The sequence below is a fragment of the Acinetobacter sp. ASP199 genome (assembly GCF_022700675.1).
Taxonomy (GTDB): domain Bacteria; phylum Pseudomonadota; class Gammaproteobacteria; order Pseudomonadales; family Moraxellaceae; genus Acinetobacter.
Window position 1 is genome coordinate 1,297,117 of sequence record NZ_CP062182.1, and the last position, 18,110, is coordinate 1,315,226.

The following is an 18,110-nucleotide window of genomic DNA, read 5'->3' on the forward strand; positions in this document are numbered from 1 at the left end:
TTGCTAAAAAGCAGTCCTAAAACTGCTTCCTTACTAATTTTTAAGGCACCAGAATATCCAGCTCACGCAAGATATTGCATAGTTTGATCATCGGCATGCCCATCAACGTCGTCTGGTCCTGACCAATCATTTCTTCAAACAGACTAATGCCTAAGCTTTCACATTTAAAACTACCCGCACAGTGCAGCGGCTGTTCAATGTCAATATAACGTTCGATTTCAGCTTGAGATAGCTTGCGGAATTTGACCTTATAGTGCTCAACCAGCGTTTGCTCAAAACCGCTAGATTTCTGTTGCACGCTCAGTGCTGTACTGAAATATACAATCTTGTCTGAATTGGCCTGTAACTGGCGAACTGCTTTTTCAGCAGTTAAGGGCTTGCCGATAAAAATATCGGGTGCGCCTTCACGCCAAGCCACCTGGTCAGAGCCAATGACGATTGCATCTGGGTGTTGCTCAGCCACATGTCGGGCTTTTTCAAAAGCCAGTCGCTTGGCTAAGTCATCTGCATGATTTTCACCTTGCGGTGATTCATCGATATCCGGGACGATCGCTACGTAGTCAAGACGTAAGCGATTCATCAGTTCTTTACGGGTCTGGCTGGAAGAGGCCAGAATAATCTTTACGGTATTCATTAGACAGCGTATTCTTCTAAAACATGCAGGGGGACATAGGCTAGAACTGCTTTATGGCAGGCTTGCAGCTTGATTGGTGGCGCCTGGCCTGCTTCATAAGCTTCTACCCAGCGGGTCACACAAATACACCAGAAATCACCCGGCTGAAGCCCGGGAAAACCCACTTCTGGTAAAGGCGTAATCAGATCATTACCCACTTTTTGGGAGAAATTTAAAAACTCTGAAGTCATCTGTGCACAAACGGTATGCTGGCCCAAGTCACTAGGAGAAGTGTGGCAGAAACCATTACGGAAATAGCCGGTAATCGGGTCAAAACAGCAGCTCGCCAAGGGCTCGCCCAAAACATTTAAACGGTTTAGATCTGGATCTGGATGTATCGACATGGGTACTGAATCTGATGGATGCTTTTTCCTATCATAACAAAACTTTGGCAATCGTTAGCTTTTCTGCAAAAGATGCTAACCTTTTTCTGCATAATCATTTAAAATCGCCTCGTTTTTAATATCTATAAAGAGAGCTCTAGATGAACTTTCAACGTATGACTGACCTTGACCTTGCGGGTAAGCGCGTTCTTATTCGTGAAGATTTAAACGTCCCTGTTAAAAATGGCGTGATTACTAGCGATGCGCGTTTACGTGCAGCATTGCCAACTATTAAAGCTGCCGTAGAAAAAGGTGCAGCGGTTATGGTGTATTCACACCTTGGTCGTCCAGTTGAAGGTGAGCCTAAAGCTGAACAGTCACTTGCACCTGTAGCAGCATATTTGACTGAAGCATTAGGTCAGGAAGTAAAGTTATTCACTGACTACCTGAATGGTGTTGAAGTTCAACCTGGCCAAGTGGTTTTACTTGAGAACTGCCGCTTCAACGTCGGTGAAAAGAAAAATAACCCTGAACTTGCCGCGAAATATGCAGCACTTTGCGACGTATTTGTGATGGATGCATTTGGTACGGCTCACCGTGCAGAAGCATCTACTGAAGGTGTAGCGCGTCTGGCGAAAGTGGCGGCAGCAGGTCCTTTACTTGCAGCGGAATTGGATGCTTTGGGTCGTGCGTTGAAAACTCCTGAAAAACCAATGGTTGCAATCGTTGCTGGTTCCAAGGTTTCAACTAAATTAGACGTATTGACTTCACTTTCTGATATCTGTGATCAATTGATCGTAGGTGGTGGTATCGCGAATACTTTCCTTGCAGCTGCTGGTTACAATGTAGGTAAATCACTCTGTGAAAGTGATTTGATCGACACAGCGAAAGCAATTGCAGCAAAAGTTTCTGTTCCGCTTCCAACGGACGTTGTGGTTGCTGATGCATCTGAAATCAACTTTGATGACTTCCTGGGTTCATTGGCTGCTGCTAAAGCGGTTGTGAAAAAAGTAGAAGATGTTGCTGACAACGACATGATTCTAGATGTAGGTCCAGAAACTGCAAAAGCATTTGCTGAAATCTTGAAAACATCTAAAACGATTCTTTGGAATGGTCCAGTGGGCGTATTCGAAGTCGATCAATTTGGTGAAGGTACGAAAACATTGTCTTTAGCAATTGCTGAATCGACCGGCTTCTCAATTGCGGGTGGTGGCGATACATTGGCTGCAATCGACAAATATGAAGTTGCTGACAAAATTGGCTATATCTCAACGGGTGGCGGTGCTTTCCTTGAATTCGTAGAAGGTAAAACACTTCCTGCTGTTGCAGTATTGCTAGAGCGCGCTTAAGCGTCTCGTCCGAAGTATTTGCTTCCATGAAAAAGCCGGTTTAATACCGGCTTTTTTTGTGCATTTTTTCAGGATTCGTATCTGTCTAGATAGTCGTCATAAAACTGCAATACAACTGTCATAGCATGTTCGCCATAAACAAATAGATGATGAGAAAATAGCATGATGAAACAGGTTGCTATCACCGTATTATTGGCTGCCTCTTTGGCTTTGACTGCATGTGCCAAAAAAGACAGTCCAGCACCACAGGAGCAGGACGCTTCTGCTGCGACAGTTACAGAACAGATCACTCCTGAACAGCAAGCCGTGATTGACTCTATCGACAAACCAGTTCTGGATGAAAAAAATACAGATGTTCCCGCAGAAGTAGCGAATGCCCCGGCGGATGAGGCAACTGCAGACAGCCCGGATGAGGCCACTTCATCGGCCGTTGCTGAATAAGGATCCAAGTCAAGTCCAAAGTCCCTGCAAAAGCAGGGATTTTTTATCAATTTATGTGTTTTCTTGCTGAATTGAATACAGTTCGCATGTAGAATATGTCGCATTACCTGGGAGGACATTATGGCTCTTATTTCATTGCGCCAGCTCTTGGATCACGCCGGCGAACATGCTTACGGCGTACCAGCATTTAACGTAAACAACTTAGAACAAATGCGTGCCATTATGTTGGCAGCAGACCAAACAAATTCACCTGTAATCGTACAGGCATCTGCGGGTGCACGTAAGTACGCAGGTGCACCGTTCTTGCGTCATCTGATTTTGGCAGCAATCGAAGAATGGCCACACATTCCAGTGGTAATGCACCAAGACCACGGTACCAGCCCTGACGTATGTCAACGTTCTATCCAGTTAGGCTTCTCATCAGTGATGATGGATGGTTCTTTGGGCGCAGATGGTAAGACTCCAACATCTTACGACTACAACGTAGACGTTACTCGTCGTGTTGTGGAAATGGCGCATGCGTGTGGCGTTTCTGTAGAAGGTGAAATCGGTTGCCTAGGTAGCCTTGAAACAGGTATGGCGGGTGAAGAAGATGGCGTAGGCGCTGAAGGCGTTCTTGACCATTCTCAACTTTTAACTTCAGTTGAAGAAGCGACTCAGTTCGTTGCAGATACCAACGTTGATGCGCTTGCAATTGCAGTGGGCACTTCACACGGCGCGTACAAATTCACACGTCCACCTACAGGTGACATCCTTGCGATTGATCGTATTAAAGAGATTCACGCAGCGCTTCCAAACACACACCTTGTCATGCACGGTTCAAGCTCTGTGCCACAAGAATGGTTGGCTGTGATCAATCAATACGGCGGTAACATCGGCGAAACTTACGGTGTTCCTGTTGAGCAACTGGTTGAAGCAATCAAACACGGTGTGCGTAAAATCAACATCGATACAGACTTACGTTTAGCGTCTACAGGTGCTATGCGTCGTATGATGGCTGAAAAACCAGCTGAATTCGACCCACGTAAATTCTTCGCTGCAACTGTTGATGCAATGAAGCAAATCTGTGTAGATCGTTACGAAGCATTTGGTACTGCAGGTAATGCAGACAAAATTCGCCCGATCTCTCTAGAGAAAATGGTTTCTCGCTACTAATTGCTAGCCTGAAATAAACTTGAAAGCCCACAATAACTTTGTGGGCTTTTTTGTATTAAAATAAAGCACTTAAAATAATGATGAGCATGCAATGGAACTGATATTTGCAGCTGCACTGTGCAGCGTCATGGTCTCGATTTTACTCAAGGTCGGAAGGAACAGGGGGCTCAATCCTATCCATCTGATTGCCTGGAACTATGCTACAGCAAGTGTTTTTTGTTATTTCTGGTTTAAACCCGATCTGGCACATGTCTCAGTCATTCATACGCCGTGGTTATTGATCCTTGCCTTAGGCATCTTGTTGCCCAGTGTATTTCTTCTGCTGGCTCGAGCTTTGCAAACAGCAGGGATCTTAAAGACAGAAATTGCCCAGCGTCTATCAGTCGTACTTTCTCTGGCAGCGGCTTATTTCATCTTTCAGGAGCAGTTTAGCCAGCTTAAAATCATTGGAATCGGTCTTGGGATCACTGCGGTAATTTGTATCCTGTTATCTAATCGAAATAATGCAGGTACAGGAACGCGGGGCATGCTATATCTGAGCTTGGTCTGGGTAGGTTATGCATTGATTGATGTGTTATTGAAATACACCACCAGTCTGGGATTGCAGTTTGCAGTAACACTGAACCTGATGTTCATCTGTGCCTTTATTTTATCAATTGCCTATCTATTAATAAAATATCATCATCTCGGGGATTTAAAGCATATTGGTGCCGGACTGTTTCTAGGAGGGCTAAACTTCGCCAATATTGCCTTTTATGTCAAAGCGCATATGTTGCTAAAAGATACACCAGCGATTGTCTTTGCGGGAATGAATATTCTGGTGGTTGTGTTTGGGGTGCTTGCAGGCCTGATTTTCTTTAAAGAGCGTCTAAAACCTGCAAGCAGTATTGGATTGCTACTGGGTCTTGCCAGTGTTATTTGCTTAGCCTATGCCATGTCTGCTTGACATAGCTACTGGCATAATCCAGTGACAAGCGGATCAGATCTTCCTTTTCAGCCAGACCAAGAAGGAGGCCAGCTTGTCGGCAGTGTGGACAATGCGGATAACGATGCTGTTCATGTTTAGATTGATGTAGATAAATCTTGTCGCAGTGTTTGCATTCAAATTTCATAGGTCTGGATGGAAGAACCGACATGGATACCTCTATTTTTTATTCTGAATTATAAGTGTTCTTTAGTTAAGCAAAAATTAGGCCCATAATGACAACTAAAGGGGCTTTGCGCCCCTTTTATATCACAAAATGTTTACAGTTTGGTGAAAACATCTTCGGCTTTCAGACGGGATTTTGGTAGCTTGGCATTAAAGTCATTTTCACTGCGGTAGCCAAAAGTCAGGATCACGGATGGAATCAAGCCTTGTTCATTGAGTTTCAATTCTTCAGTAAGAATCTTCTCATCAAAGCCCCCAATAGGTGTCGCATCTACACCTTCGATCCCTGCAGCAAGTAACATTTGACCCAGTGCAATAAAGGTCTGGTTTTCAGCCCAACGCTGAATATCACCTTTTTCATTACGGTAATATTCAACATAGCCTGTACGGGTATTGCGCTGTGCTTCTTTGGCGGTTTCATCTTTAAAACGGCCAAGTACATCATCACGTTCCAGAAGATTATCTAAATGCTGCTCAGTAATGTCAGCTTTGGTGCAGAAAAGAATCGTATGCGAAGAATCCAATACTTTTGGTGCATTGTAGGCATATGTACCTACTAAAGCCTTGGCAATACGTGCTTTGGCATCAGCATGGTCAGCGATAAAAAAGTGCCATGGCTGGATATTAATTGAAGAGGGAGCCAGGCGAAGAATCTCGGTCAGACGATCAAACTGTTCCTGTGGAATTTTCTTAGATGGATCATAAGCTTTTGTCGTGTAACGAGATTCAGAAACCTTAAGTAAATCCATAACTGGACTCCATTCGTCTTTGTTCATCTTGGATTGGGTGAAATACAGTGAAATCATACTCTAAGTGAAGTGGATTATTACAATAAATTTTCTTCAGGCAAAGCATAAGTTTTGTAGATGTATAGCATTTATAATGTGAGGACTTAGAACTTTTGCTAATTATAAAAGAGCTTTTCACTATTGGTACTTTTAGCCAATAGGCGTTTAATAACCTTATAAGCAATGACATGCAAGCGAGCAGGCGTATGCAATACACCAATTACTTTAAAAGAAAACTCAAGACTGAACAGCAAATCGGATTATGGGTCGGTCTGGCAGATGCTTACGGTACAGAAATTGCTGCCAATGCCGGTTATGACTGGTTGCTAATTGATGGTGAGCATGCACCTAGTGATTTAAGAACCACCTTATCGCAATTACAGAGTATTGCACCTTATCCATCGCAGGCAGTAGTGCGTCCACCAATTGGCAGCGTACAGTTAATCAAGCAGCTTTTGGATATTGGTGCACAAAGTTTACTGATTCCGATGGTGGAAACGGTAGAGCAAGCAGAACTGATGGTGAAAGCGGTACGTTATCCGCCGGAAGGTATTCGTGGTGTGGGTGCAGCATTGGCACGTGCAACCCGTTGGAATAGTATTCCAAACTACTATGAAACTGCCCATGAAGATATTTGTTTGCTTATTCAAATTGAGTCAGTGACAGGCTTGCAAAACCTTGACGAAATCTTAAAAGTTGAGGGGATTGATGGTGTATTTATTGGTGCGGTCGATTTGTCTGCGACCATGGGCTATCAAGGCAATCCAAATCATCCTGAAGTTCAAAAAGCCGTGATTGATGCGATTCAACGGATTCGAGCATCAGGTAAAGCGGCCGGTATTTTATCGACTCAACATGAAGTGACTCAAAAATATTTAGATTTAGGTACAGAGTTTGTGGCGGTGGGTGTGGATACTAGCGTATTGATGAACTCTTTACGGGAACTGTTGTCTAAATATAAGCAGGGTACTGAAGTGGTGAAATCTGAAGGTGGATATTAATTCCACCCAGTGTGTCCAAAATAAAAAGGCAACTGAATGTACAGTTGCCTTTTTATTTAGCTCAATTTTAATCATTCAGGTTTAGACCTGCTTCAGCAATCAATTCAGGATTTTATTTGGAACTATTTAATAATGCCAAGTCCTAAGCTGAATCTCTTGCTTAGGATCATTGGAAATCTCTAGAATCTGGGCGGTATCTTCTTTCCAATCACCCAACACAATTCGCTTCTTGCCATCCATATTATGAATATTGGCACGATGCGTGTGACCATGAATCAGTAGATCTATATCTTTCAGAGCAGCTTTTACTGCATTCTGATTCACGTCCATGACTTCGTAGCTTTTGAATTGCTGCGCTTCATGACTTTTCTTGCGGAAGCCTTGTGCCAGACGGGCACGAAAAGACAACGGCATTTTTCTTAAAAAGCCGACTAACCATGGATTACGGATAATTTTACGAAATCTTTGGTAGCTGACGTCATCGGTGCAGAGCTCATCGCCATGTTCTATACGAATCTTTTTGCCTGCGATATTTAACAGCTTAACATCGGGTAAAAGCTGTCCGGAAAACTGATTTAGAAAATCTTTGCCCAAAGCGAAATCACGGTTACCCACCAGAAAATAAACCTGATTACCAGCTTTGGTGAACTGTTTTAAATGCTCAACAATTTCATCCAGCCATGGCGCTGTATAGTCGTCACCAATCCAGGCATTAAACCAGTCGCCGAGAATATACAGTTGAGTATTCTTATCTTTATAGGCATCTAATAAATCTAAAAACCCCCGAACGAGTCGAGGGTGATCAGGTGACAAATGTAAATCAGCGATAAACAGATGGGTCACGAATCTTTTCCTTAATCTCCTCTCGAAAATCCCTCCTTTAAAAAGGGATTTTTCATTACGCCGTTTTAAAGCAATACTTTAAAACTCATAAAGAACAGAGAGGACGTTTTTTATTCAGAAATGATTTTTGCAGATTCGATTACCACGTTCTCTAGTGGAACGTCAGCGTGGTAGCCACGGTTACCAGTGCGAACGCCTTTAATTGCATCAACCACGTCCATACCTTCAACGACTTTACCAAATACTGCATAACCCCAACCTTGTGCAGTTTTGCCAGTGTGGTTAAGGAAAGAGTTGTTTTTCACGTTAATGAAGAATTGAGCCGAAGCAGAGTGAGGTGCTTGAGTACGCGCCATTGCAATAGTACCAACTTCATTGCTTAGGCCGTTGTCAGCTTCGTTTTCAATCGCGTCACGAGTTGCTTTTTCTTTGAAGTTTTCGTCCATGCCGCCGCCTTGGATCATGAAACCATCAATAACGCGGTGGAAAATTACGCCGTCATAAAAACCGTCACGTACATATTCTAAGAAGTTTGCCACTGTTTTAGGTGCTTTTTCAGCGTTTAATTCAAGAACAATACGACCTTTATTGGTGTTTAATTCGACTTGAGGAAAACTCATTGTGTAATCTCCTGATCATGACTTTTGAAGTCATGGGTTTTTTTGAATGAGAGAAGCATAAGCAAACTGTAATCGACAAGGCAAGTAAAAATATACTTTTCTCGGATAAAATCCTGAAAATCGTATCTTATTTATGCATTGTTCTAGCAGGAAAATCCAGATGATTGTCTGCGCCTTACCAATTAACAATGACACATTTTTTTGCCAGAGTATGTTTCTTTTCTTAAACAGCGACATGCGACCATATTTATAAAAAAAATCATGATCATTCGTTCAAATTTGCATGCATTTGCAGCAGATGCAGCCTGGTCATTTTAAAATGCTTGAATAGAAAACAAATGCCACAGTTAGCAGTTGAGAGATTGATCACCTAAAGTTAAACTAGGGGACTTTAGTTTATGTTTTACGGTGTGCGTAAAGCCTCCCGTAATAGGACATAAAACCCTTAATTTTAACTTTAGAAGTGAATGATTGATCATGAAGCCAAATGATGTTGTTACATCTCTGCCCGAGAACCCGACCCAAAACAAGAATGCAGTCGATTCAGCGCAGCAGCAGGAACAACAACCTGGCTTAGATTTTGTGCGCCAAGTTATCACTGATGATTTAGAAGCAGGGCGTACTCAACAAGTAGTAACACGTTTCCCGCCTGAGCCAAATGGTTACCTGCATATTGGACACGTAAAAGCGATCTGCCTGAACTTTGGTGTTGCTGAAGAGTTTGGTGGTTACTGTAACCTTCGTTTTGACGACACGAACCCAGATGCTGAAGAACAAGAATATGTTGATGGTATTGCAAACGATGTAAAATGGCTTGGTTTTGAATGGAAAGGCGAGCCTTGCTATGCATCAAGCTATTTCGATCAGCTTTATACATGGGCTATTCAACTGATTGAACAGGGTGATGCCTATGTGGACTTACAGTCTCCAGAAGAAATCAAGTTAAACCGCGGTAACTTTGTAGAACCAGGTAAAAACTCACCACAACGTGAAGCCACTGTTGCTGAAAACCTGGAGCGTTTTGAAAAAATGCGCAATGGCGAGTTTGCTGAAGGTCAGGCTGTGCTTCGTGCCAAAATTGACATGACTTCACCAAACGTACATATGCGTGATCCGATTCTGTATCGTATCCTGCATTCTGAGCACCATCAGACGGGTGATAAATGGAAAATCTACCCAATGTACGATTATGCGCATCCATTATCGGATGCCATTGAAGGTGTAACACACTCTTTATGTACACTGGAATTCCAGGATCATCGTCCATTCTATGACTGGGTAATCGAGAAAGTTAAATCGCCAGCTGTTCCACGTCAGTATGAGTCAAGCCGTCTGAATGTCGACTACACCATTACTTCTAAGCGTAAGCTGCGTAAACTGGTTGAAGGTGGGTATGTGAATGGTTGGGATGACCCACGTATGCCAACGGTTGTGGGTATGCGCCGTCGTGGTTTCACACCTGAAGGTCTGCGTGACTTCTGTAAGCGTGTGGGCGTAACTAAAGTTGATGGCAGTATTGTTGATGTTTCAATGCTTGAATACTGCATCCGTCAATCTTTGGAAAATACTGCAGCACGTGGTATGGCAGTTCTTGATCCAATTAAAGTGACTTTAACCAATTTACCGGCCGATATGGATCTGACGCATTCTCGTCACCCAAATGTGGATATGGGCGAGCGTGTCATTCCATTGACTTCTGAAATTTACATTGACCGTAAAGATTTTGAAGAAGAACCACCTAAAGGCTTTAAACGTCTGATTCCAGGTGGCGAAGTGCGTCTTCGTCATGCTTATGTCATCAAATGTGATGAAGTGGTTAAGGATGAAAATGGTGAAGTCGTTGAACTGAAATGTTCTATCGATCCTGAAACTTTAGGTAAAAACCCTGAAGGCCGTAAGGTCAAAGGTGTAATTCACTGGGTATCTGCAAGCAAAGGTGTTCCTGCGGAAGTTCGTATCTATGAGCGTCTGTTCACGGAATCTGATCCTGAAACGGGTGATGACTTCCTGGCGAACTTGAACCCTGAGTCATTGAAAGTGGTACAAGCCGTGGTTGAGCCAGCACTTGCAGAAGCAAAACCGGAAGATCGCTTCCAGTTTGAACGTGAAGGTTACTTTGTGGCGGACCAATACGATCACTCAAGCGAAAAGCCAGTGTTTAACCGTATTCTGGATCTGAAAGACAGCTTTAAGCCAGGTAAATAAGTTGTCTCTGGTAAGTGACTTAAATTGTATTGACCATCTTCTGCCAAGGAAGCCAATTGACTTCCGCAAAGTCAAAACAGTTTGGTTCTGATCAACCTTTAGATAGCCCAACTTCGGTTGGGCTATTTCTATGGAGCATAAAACAAGAACATGATTGTCCGTGATAAAAGTAATAGTTTTAGCCTGCTGTTTGCCTGGCATGGCACCATTTTGCCCAAGGTATTGCCTGCGCTTATTTCAGTGATTCTGATTTCGGGGGTACTGGTTTATTTAAGTCGGGAGCATTTTTTTAGCCTGCCTGCAGTGCCTGCAATTGGCTTCACCATCTTCGGGGTAATCCTGTCGATCTTCCTGAGCTTTCGTAATACGGCCTGTTATGACCGCTGGTGGGAAGGGCGTAAGCTCTGGGGTTCCTTAATTGCAACCACGCGTCACTTTAGCCGTGATACACATGTGCTAGATACCGAAAACCGGGAACTGCTTTTATACCGGATGATGTTGTTTACTCATTTATTACGCGATCGTTTGCGTCAGCAAGAGAGCAACATTTCGCATTACCAGTCTGATACCCAGTTTGATCCAATTGCTTTTAATCAGATTAAGCAACAGGTTAATCCTGCGCAATGGGTACTGGAACAGATGCAGAAGCAGCTGGTGCAATGTTATCGAGCAGGGCAGATTTCCGATATTATTTATAACAACCTGAATCAGCATACGGTAGAGCTCGGAAATATTCAGGCAGGTTGCGACCGGATTCTGTCGACGCCGTTGCCATTTTCTTATTCCGTACTGTTACATCGAGCGGTGTATTCTTTCTGCTTTATTTTGCCATTTAGTCTGGAAGCCAACCTAGGTTTATGGACACCAGTCCTGGTGGCATTGATTGCCTATCTGTTTTTAGGCCTGGATGAACTGAGTGCTGAGCTGGAAGAACCTTTTGGACTACAGGATAATGATTTGGCGCTTGATTCAATTGTGCGTCTGGTCGAGCGGGAAACTTTAAGCTCTATAGGACGAGAAGTTCCTGAACCTTTACAGGCTTGGAAAGGGCATCTGAGCTAAGCTGGTTATTTTCATCCATATAAAAAGCCCCATTTGATTGGGGCTTTTTATTAACGTTTTTTCAGATTGCTGAGATCAGTATGTTCCTGAAACTGTTCCTGTAGCTCACGATATTGCTGTAAACGTAGCTTTGCTTTGTCGCGTAATTTCTTTTTAATATACAGTGCCAAGGCAAAGCAAGTCGTGGTTAAGGTCAAGAAAAGACTATTCATGAAGCTCATCATCGAACTGATATAACCAATGGTGGTCAGACGGTTCATCATGCGTATCACTTGTGGACTGCTTTCCACGCCAGTAATCGCCCAGGTACACAGATGTTCACAGTTATTGATAATCAGATGATAATTATTTTCATGCATGCGTGAACGCATACGACGCACGACTTTACGGCCTTTATATTTGGTATGCGCATATTCCTGAACCTGAATTGGTTTGCCATGACTAAACTTGTCAATCGAGGTAATTTCAATCGGATGCTTTTTAAATAAGTGCGCAAAGCCGGAATAATGGATCACACGACCTCGTCCGGCATAAATACCATGATGGGTATAGCCGAAGTGTTTGACCATAAGGTGAGCACCTAAGGGAAAACGTTGAGTCTGTTGCATATACCACTGAATGCCAATTGATGTAAAAATGTTTCAAGAAACCAAGTTTAACGGTTTTTTGTGATTTTATCGATGTTTATGTCTGGAAAATCATCGAACTGATCAGTTGCAAAAAGAGTGCCTGAAGGAAGAATCAAAACAGAAATCTTAAGCCTGAAATAGCCTAAGCATCCTTTAAGGTCATCACTTGACTTTGGCATGATCTAGAGCAGGGTATGCCGATTGAATAATGTTACTCGCTAAAAATTCCAGCCAATAAAAAAGCATTTGCTTTCACAAATGCTTTTTTAAACGAAGCCTGATCACTATTGTAATGGCAAGTGCTGCAGTTCATTCAGTTCCTTACGACTATAGCCGCGAGAAGCGAGAACTTTTTTGATGCCGACAATGACGTCTTCATCGGTTGCTTTTGCCAATGCTTCAAGAAGCTGTTCATTTGACTTGCAAGCGCAGTCATTTTCAACACAAGCAATTTGATTCTTGTGTTCATTGTGTTGTTCAGCAGTGAACAACTTTTGCCAAAAACTCATAGAGCCTTCATACATGATCTAACATAGATTGAAATATAGCCAATTAAATAAATAAAGCAATAGGACCTATGTGATAAAAGCAGCAAACAGTATTCAAAATTTCCGATTGTAGAAGGTGTTTCAAACGATATTATTCAGTTGAAATAGTAGAATTTGCAGTTAAGTCTATTATTTTAAAAATAAAAAATGGAGCCACTAGAAGCTCCATTTATGTAACAAAAAAATAAATTGAAACAATATTTTTAACGTTTTTCCAGCAGTACACCTGACTCCACATGGTGGGTATAGGGGAACTGATCGAACAGGGCAAATTTAGTGATTTTATGCGTCTCAGATAACTGTTTCAAATTGTCATGCAATGTGTCCGGATTGCAAGAAATATAGATGATTCGTTCAAAGCGTTGCAGTAGCTTCAACGTTTCATCATCAATGCCGGCACGTGGCGGATCGACAAATACCGTATCGAAGTCATAAGTCGAAATTTCGATATTGGCTTCCTGTAGACGACGGAACACACGTTCACCGTTATAGGCTTGAGTGAATTCTTCAGCAGACAGACGAGCCACCTGAATATTTTCGATACCATTCTGCTCGATATTCCATTCAGCCGCATAGACTGAAGATTTAGCGAGTTCAGTTGCTAATACGCGACGGAAGCGGGTAGAGAGCGGCAGGGTAAAGTTACCATTACCGCAGTACAGCTCAAGCATATCTTTGTTTGAGTCTGACTGTTCAGCAGCAGTACAAGCCCACTCCAACATTTTTTGACAAACTTGCGCATTCGGTTGCGTAAAACTGCTTTCAATTTGCTTATATTGATAGGTGCGATCGAAGACTTTGAGTTCTTCAACAACATAGTCATCCGTTAAAATGACTTTTTGACCACGACTACGACCAAAAATCTTAATATTGAGTTGTTCAGAAATCACTTTGGCTGCTGTTTCCCATTCAGCTGTCAGCGGACAACGATAGATGAGGGAAACCAACATTTCACCTTTTAAAGTTGCAAGGAAATGCACTTCAAATAAGCGTTGAGATAAAATCGTTTCAGCTTTAAGCGCATCTAATAAACGTGGCATTAAAGCATTAATACTGCGGTCAGCAACCGGAAATTCATCAATACGGATGATTTTTTTGTTATTGTTCTCATCACGTTCAAACATGGCATAAAACATATCATCTTCAGTATGCCAGATCCGGAATTCAGCACGCATGCGATAGTACTGTTCAGGTGATTCGAATACCTCTAAAGCAGGTGGTTGATATTCGGCAAATTGCGCGCGAATGCGTTCAACTTTGGCATCCAGTTGTTGCTGATAAGATGAGGTCATATGCAGTAAAAATCGCAAATATTTTGAAAGCCAAGATGGTAGCAAAAAATTACTGTTCTGCCTAAGACTATTCAGGAAAACACGCGTGAAAAGCAGCTAAAAAATAGGCCAAATCTACAAAGGGGAGAGATTTGGCCCTAAGCGGGAAAAATTAAACTAATAAAAAGTGGAGAGGTTTTTATAGACCTGACATGGTCATTAGGCTGGCATTACCACCCGCTGCTGCGGTATTGATACTAATGGCACGTTCAATTACAAAACGTTCCACCGGAATCTCATAATTTCCGGAACTTAGATGCGTGATAACTACAATTGGACCTTGACGTGCTGCGATACGTTTTTGCAGATCAAGCAGTGCAGAGGCATTGCCATGATGCAGTACAGCTTCGAAATCACCCGAATCAATATCCTTAATTACCTTAATGGCCTGCACCACTTTTGCAGGCATACTTTGTAAATGTTTAAGGATGAAAGTATTGTCTGCCAGTACTGCCGGACGACTACCCACCGATAAAATCGCCAGTAATTGCTGAATCTGATCAGCATCATTCGATGCCAGAGATAACACACTTTCACGTGGCAAGATCATGTACTGATTTTCTTCACCTGTTGGACCTTGCAGGCTAAAGCTGTGCCCAGTTGTGATTTTGGCCGGAGTGGTTAAGGACATCGTTGGGAAAGTTTTATCTACCCAAGCCTTAAATTCCTGTAGCAATGGATGCTCAGACGTTGCCTGTGTAGATGTCATTGCATAAGGCTGCACCAGTTTTTTCTCGGATACCTGATGCATTAAACGGTAAATATAGAGTGGACCACCGGCTTTTGGACCAGTGCCAGATAGACCTTCACCACCAAATGGCTGTATCCCCACGACTGCACCGACAATATTGCGGTTAATATACAGGTTGCCGACATGGGCTTTCGAGATCACAGTCTGCATGGTTTCATCGATCCGGGTATGTAAGCCCATGGTCAGGCCATAGCCCTTACTGTTGATCTGATCCAGTAGCTGTGGCAGTTCACCAGCTTTATAGCTGATCAGATGTAGCACCGGACCAAAAACTTCACGTTCCAGATCATTCAGGTTTGGCAGTTCAATTAAGGTAGACGGAATAAAGGTGCCTTGAACCAGCTCAGAAGTATCCTGATTAAACATCAATTGATGAACTTTATGACCTTTACTGCGCATCTGATCAATATGCTTCTGAATGTTCTGTTGGGCTTCGGCATCAATCACCGGGCCAATATCGGTTTTCAACAGAACTGGATTGCCAACACGTAACTGCTGCATGGCACCTTTCAACATATGACGTACAGTGTCCAGATTGTCTTCCTGTACACACAGTACACGCAGGGCAGAACAACGTTGACCAGCACTATCATAAGCAGAGTTGACCACATCCAGCACCACCTGTTCGGTCAATGCAGATGAATCCACAATCATGGCATTCTGGCCACCAGTTTCGGCAATCAGAGTCACGCTTTCATCAAATTGATTCAGTCGTTCTGCCACAGTTTTTTGCAGAATCTTCGCTACTTCGGTAGAACCAGTAAACATGATGCCCTGAATACGGGAGTCCTGGCTCAGCTGTGCACCAATGGTTTCACCACGGCCGGGTAATAGTTGCAATACATCCTGCGGAATGCCAGCTTCCCAGAGAATCTGTACAGCTTGGGCAGCAATCAGTGGGGTCTGTTCAGCCGGTTTAGCAATTACAGTATTACCCGTTACCAGTGTTGCAGAAATCTGGCCAGTGAAAATCGCCAGCGGGAAGTTCCAAGGACTGATACACAGCACTGTACCCAAAGGCTGGATATGGACATTGTCAGACAGATCTGATATCTGGCCCGCATAATAACGCAGGAAGTCAATCGCTTCACGTACTTCAGCAATCGCATTGGCATAGGTTTTACCAGCTTCACGCGATAGCAGAACCATCAGAGGCATCAGTCGTTGCTGCATCAGCTGGGCAGCTTTATTTAGACAGGCGGCACGTTCATCCTTTGGTAGATTGGCCCAGAAATGTTGTGCATTAACAGCTTGGGTCAGCGCAATTTCTGCCTGTTCAGTCGTTGCTTCGTAAACGGTACCAACCACATCCTGATGCTGGGCCGGATTGATCACCTGTACAGCATTGCTCGTATCTGGTTCTGAAAAAGCTGTGCCCATTGCTGCTGCCTGAAACTGGCTATTAGCCAGACTTGCTGCCACTTCATTTAAAGCACCGAGTTCTGCATCATTGGCCAGATCCAGTCCAGCTGAATTGATACGTGTGCCATAGAGATCTTGAGGATAGGGAATATGAGGATGTTTGCCACCCAAAATATTTTCATGCTGAGCGGTCTTTAAAATTGTCTCACGAGGATTCTCGATCAGATCTTCAACTTTTAAGCTCTTGTCTGCGATCCGATTTACAAAAGAAGTATTGGCACCATTTTCCAGCAGACGGCGTACCAGATAGGCCAACAGGGTTTCATGATTACCGACTGGGGCATAGATACGACATGGAATGCCGAGTTTGCCTGCCACTTTGTCACCGACCACATTTTCATATAGCGGTTCACCCATGCCGTGCAGGCACTGGAATTCATATTGACCGGCATAGTAATGTTCCGGATCGGCGAGTTGGTAAATGGTGGCAACCGTCTGCGCATTGTGAGTGGCAAATTGCGGGTAGATATAGTCCGGTTCAGCCAGCAGTTTACGTGCGCAGGAAATATAAGACAGGTCAGTATGCACCTTGCGGGTAAATACCGGATAATCCGCCATCCCTTCGATCTGAGCTTTCTTGATTTCGCTGTCCCAATAGGCACCTTTGACCAGGCGGATCATCAGACGTTTCTGGCTACGTTTGGCTAGATCGACAATATAATCCACCACATAGAAGCAACGCTTCTGGTAGGCCTGAATCACAAAACCAATGCCTTTCCAGTCATTGAGTACCGATTCAAAACACAGGCGTTCTAAAAGTTCTAGAGAAATTTCCAGACGCTCGGTTTCTTCCGCATCGATATTCAGACCAATATTGTACTGTTTCGCCAGAACCGCCAGATTTAGGACTTTGCTATACAGTTCATCATTGACACGATCCATCTGTGAGCGCTGGTAACGTGGGTGCAGTGCAGACAGTTTAATGGAAATGCCCGGGCCGTTATAAACATCTTTATCTGTTGATGCTTGACCGATAGCATGAATTGCATTTTGATAATCCTGATAATAACGTTCTGCATCTGGATCGGTTAACGCTGCTTCACCCAGCATGTCATAAGAATATTGGAAACCTTTTTCTTCCAGACGTTCGGCATTTTTTAGCGCTTCATCAATGGTTTCGCCAGTCACAAACTGTTCGCCCATCATGCGCATCGCCACATCAACCGCCTTGCGGATAATGCTGCGGCCACTGCGTGCCAAAAGACCAGTTAACAGACTCGACAGACTTTTCTGCTGTGGGGTTTCCATCAGCTTTCCGGTCAGCATCAGTCCCCAAGCTGCTGCATTGACAAACATCAGCTGGCTTTGACCAAGATGTTCTTTCCAGTTGCCCTGATTAATCTTGTCACGAATCAGCAAGTCGCGGGTCGCCGTATCTGGAATACGTAGCAAGGCTTCTGCCAGACACATCAGCGCAATACCTTCCTGGGAAGACAATGAAAATTCCTGTAATAGCCCTTGCACAATACCGGCCTTGCCACCCGAACCTTTACGTTCACGTAACGAATGCGCCAGATCAAAAGCCAGGCTCTGGATTTTGTCCGTCAGTTCCGAAGAAATTTCACTATGTTCCAGCAAGGTTTCTACGCACTCGGACTCGGCACGTCGCCATGCTGAATTAATGCGCTGTTCATATAATTTTTTATCCTTAAATTCAGCAATATAATTCGATTGCTGCATGGCATTCGAGTGCGAATTTGGGCGTAGGATGGTGGACATAGTGACTTCCTGTACTGCGTCAAACGGTTCTTTGAGTTGAATGAGTTTTAATCTATAATCCCAAAATAATTGACGAATATCTCACTATAGTTTGTATCAT

The 18,110-nt window shown here is 43.4% G+C and carries 17 protein-coding genes; 7 read left to right on the plus strand and 10 right to left on the minus strand.

The window, feature by feature from the left end:
* Window positions 1-40 precede the first annotated feature (40 nt).
* Window positions 41-634 (minus strand): Maf family protein, encoded by a 594-nt coding sequence (locus IHE35_RS06050; protein ID WP_242789741.1) that lies wholly within the window; start codon window positions 632-634, stop codon window positions 41-43.
* Complete coding sequence (locus tag IHE35_RS06055; protein ID WP_005221773.1) at window positions 634-1,017, minus strand: DUF2237 domain-containing protein; 384 nt, start codon at window positions 1,015-1,017, stop codon at window positions 634-636. Before IHE35_RS06055 ends, IHE35_RS06050 begins: the two co-directional genes overlap by 1 nt.
* A gap of 140 nt (window positions 1,018-1,157) precedes the next feature.
* Here IHE35_RS06055 and IHE35_RS06060 point away from each other — a divergent pair, with 140 nt between their 5' ends.
* The 4 genes from IHE35_RS06060 (at window position 1,158) to IHE35_RS06075 (ending at window position 4,887) form a co-directional block, all read left to right on the plus strand.
* Entirely contained in the window at window positions 1,158-2,345 is a 1,188-nt protein-coding gene (locus IHE35_RS06060) for a phosphoglycerate kinase (protein ID WP_242789742.1), read from the plus strand.
* A gap of 162 nt (window positions 2,346-2,507) precedes the next feature.
* Window positions 2,508-2,786, plus strand: a complete 279-nt coding sequence (locus IHE35_RS06065) for a hypothetical protein (RefSeq protein WP_242789743.1) — start codon at window positions 2,508-2,510, stop codon at window positions 2,784-2,786.
* Between the two features lie 120 nt (window positions 2,787-2,906).
* Window positions 2,907-3,941 (plus strand): class II fructose-bisphosphate aldolase, encoded by a 1,035-nt coding sequence (gene fba / locus IHE35_RS06070; protein WP_242789744.1) that lies wholly within the window; start codon window positions 2,907-2,909, stop codon window positions 3,939-3,941.
* Between the two features lie 91 nt (window positions 3,942-4,032).
* Window positions 4,033-4,887, plus strand: a complete 855-nt coding sequence (locus tag IHE35_RS06075) for a DMT family transporter (protein WP_242789745.1) — start codon at window positions 4,033-4,035, stop codon at window positions 4,885-4,887.
* Here IHE35_RS06075 and IHE35_RS06080 read toward each other — a convergent pair.
* Together IHE35_RS06080 and nfsB are read right to left on the minus strand one after the other, a co-directional pair.
* A complete protein-coding gene (locus IHE35_RS06080) occupies window positions 4,856-5,077 on the minus strand; it encodes a hypothetical protein (protein WP_242789746.1) in 222 nt (73 codons plus the stop codon). The genes IHE35_RS06075 and IHE35_RS06080 overlap by 32 nt on opposite strands.
* A 109-nt stretch (window positions 5,078-5,186) precedes the next feature.
* Complete coding sequence (nfsB, locus tag IHE35_RS06085; protein WP_242789747.1) at window positions 5,187-5,840, minus strand: oxygen-insensitive NAD(P)H nitroreductase; 654 nt, start codon at window positions 5,838-5,840, stop codon at window positions 5,187-5,189.
* A gap of 245 nt (window positions 5,841-6,085) precedes the next feature.
* Here nfsB and hpaI point away from each other — a divergent pair, with 245 nt between their 5' ends.
* Window positions 6,086-6,880: a 4-hydroxy-2-oxoheptanedioate aldolase gene (gene hpaI, locus IHE35_RS06090; protein WP_242789964.1), complete on the plus strand. Its 795-nt coding sequence runs from the start codon at window positions 6,086-6,088 to the stop codon at window positions 6,878-6,880.
* Window positions 6,881-7,006: 126 nt separating this feature from the next.
* Here hpaI and IHE35_RS06095 read toward each other — a convergent pair whose 3' ends face one another.
* Window positions 7,007-7,723 (minus strand): UDP-2,3-diacylglucosamine diphosphatase, encoded by a 717-nt coding sequence (locus IHE35_RS06095; protein WP_242789748.1) that lies wholly within the window; start codon window positions 7,721-7,723, stop codon window positions 7,007-7,009.
* Window positions 7,724-7,833: 110 nt separating this feature from the next.
* Window positions 7,834-8,343 (minus strand): peptidylprolyl isomerase, encoded by a 510-nt coding sequence (locus IHE35_RS06100; RefSeq protein ID WP_242789749.1) that lies wholly within the window; start codon window positions 8,341-8,343, stop codon window positions 7,834-7,836.
* 477 nt (window positions 8,344-8,820) lie between these two features.
* Between IHE35_RS06100 and IHE35_RS06105 the strand changes: the two genes are divergently transcribed.
* On the plus strand, window positions 8,821-10,548 hold the full coding sequence (locus IHE35_RS06105) for a glutamine--tRNA ligase/YqeY domain fusion protein (protein WP_242789750.1): 1,728 nt from the start codon (window positions 8,821-8,823) through the stop codon (window positions 10,546-10,548).
* A gap of 150 nt (window positions 10,549-10,698) precedes the next feature.
* A complete protein-coding gene (locus tag IHE35_RS06110; protein WP_242789751.1) occupies window positions 10,699-11,610 on the plus strand; it encodes a bestrophin family protein in 912 nt (303 codons plus the stop codon).
* Window positions 11,611-11,660: 50 nt separating this feature from the next.
* On the opposite strand, the gene IHE35_RS06115 is transcribed toward IHE35_RS06110, so the two are convergent.
* From IHE35_RS06115 to putA, 4 genes are all read right to left on the minus strand, one after another.
* Window positions 11,661-12,218, minus strand: coding sequence for a lecithin retinol acyltransferase family protein (locus IHE35_RS06115; RefSeq protein WP_242789752.1), 558 nt, complete (start codon window positions 12,216-12,218; stop codon window positions 11,661-11,663).
* Window positions 12,219-12,523: 305 nt separating this feature from the next.
* Window positions 12,524-12,748, minus strand: a complete 225-nt coding sequence (locus tag IHE35_RS06120) for a hypothetical protein (RefSeq protein ID WP_242789753.1) — start codon at window positions 12,746-12,748, stop codon at window positions 12,524-12,526.
* A 242-nt stretch (window positions 12,749-12,990) separates the two neighbouring features.
* Window positions 12,991-14,079, minus strand: a complete 1,089-nt coding sequence (trmA, locus tag IHE35_RS06125) for a tRNA (uridine(54)-C5)-methyltransferase TrmA (RefSeq protein WP_242789754.1) — start codon at window positions 14,077-14,079, stop codon at window positions 12,991-12,993.
* 178 nt (window positions 14,080-14,257) lie between these two features.
* Window positions 14,258-18,010 carry a trifunctional transcriptional regulator/proline dehydrogenase/L-glutamate gamma-semialdehyde dehydrogenase gene (gene putA / locus IHE35_RS06130; protein ID WP_242789755.1) on the minus strand — a complete coding sequence of 1,251 codons (3,753 nt, stop codon included), beginning with the start codon at window positions 18,008-18,010 and terminating at the stop codon, window positions 14,258-14,260.
* Window positions 18,011-18,110 lie beyond the last annotated feature (100 nt).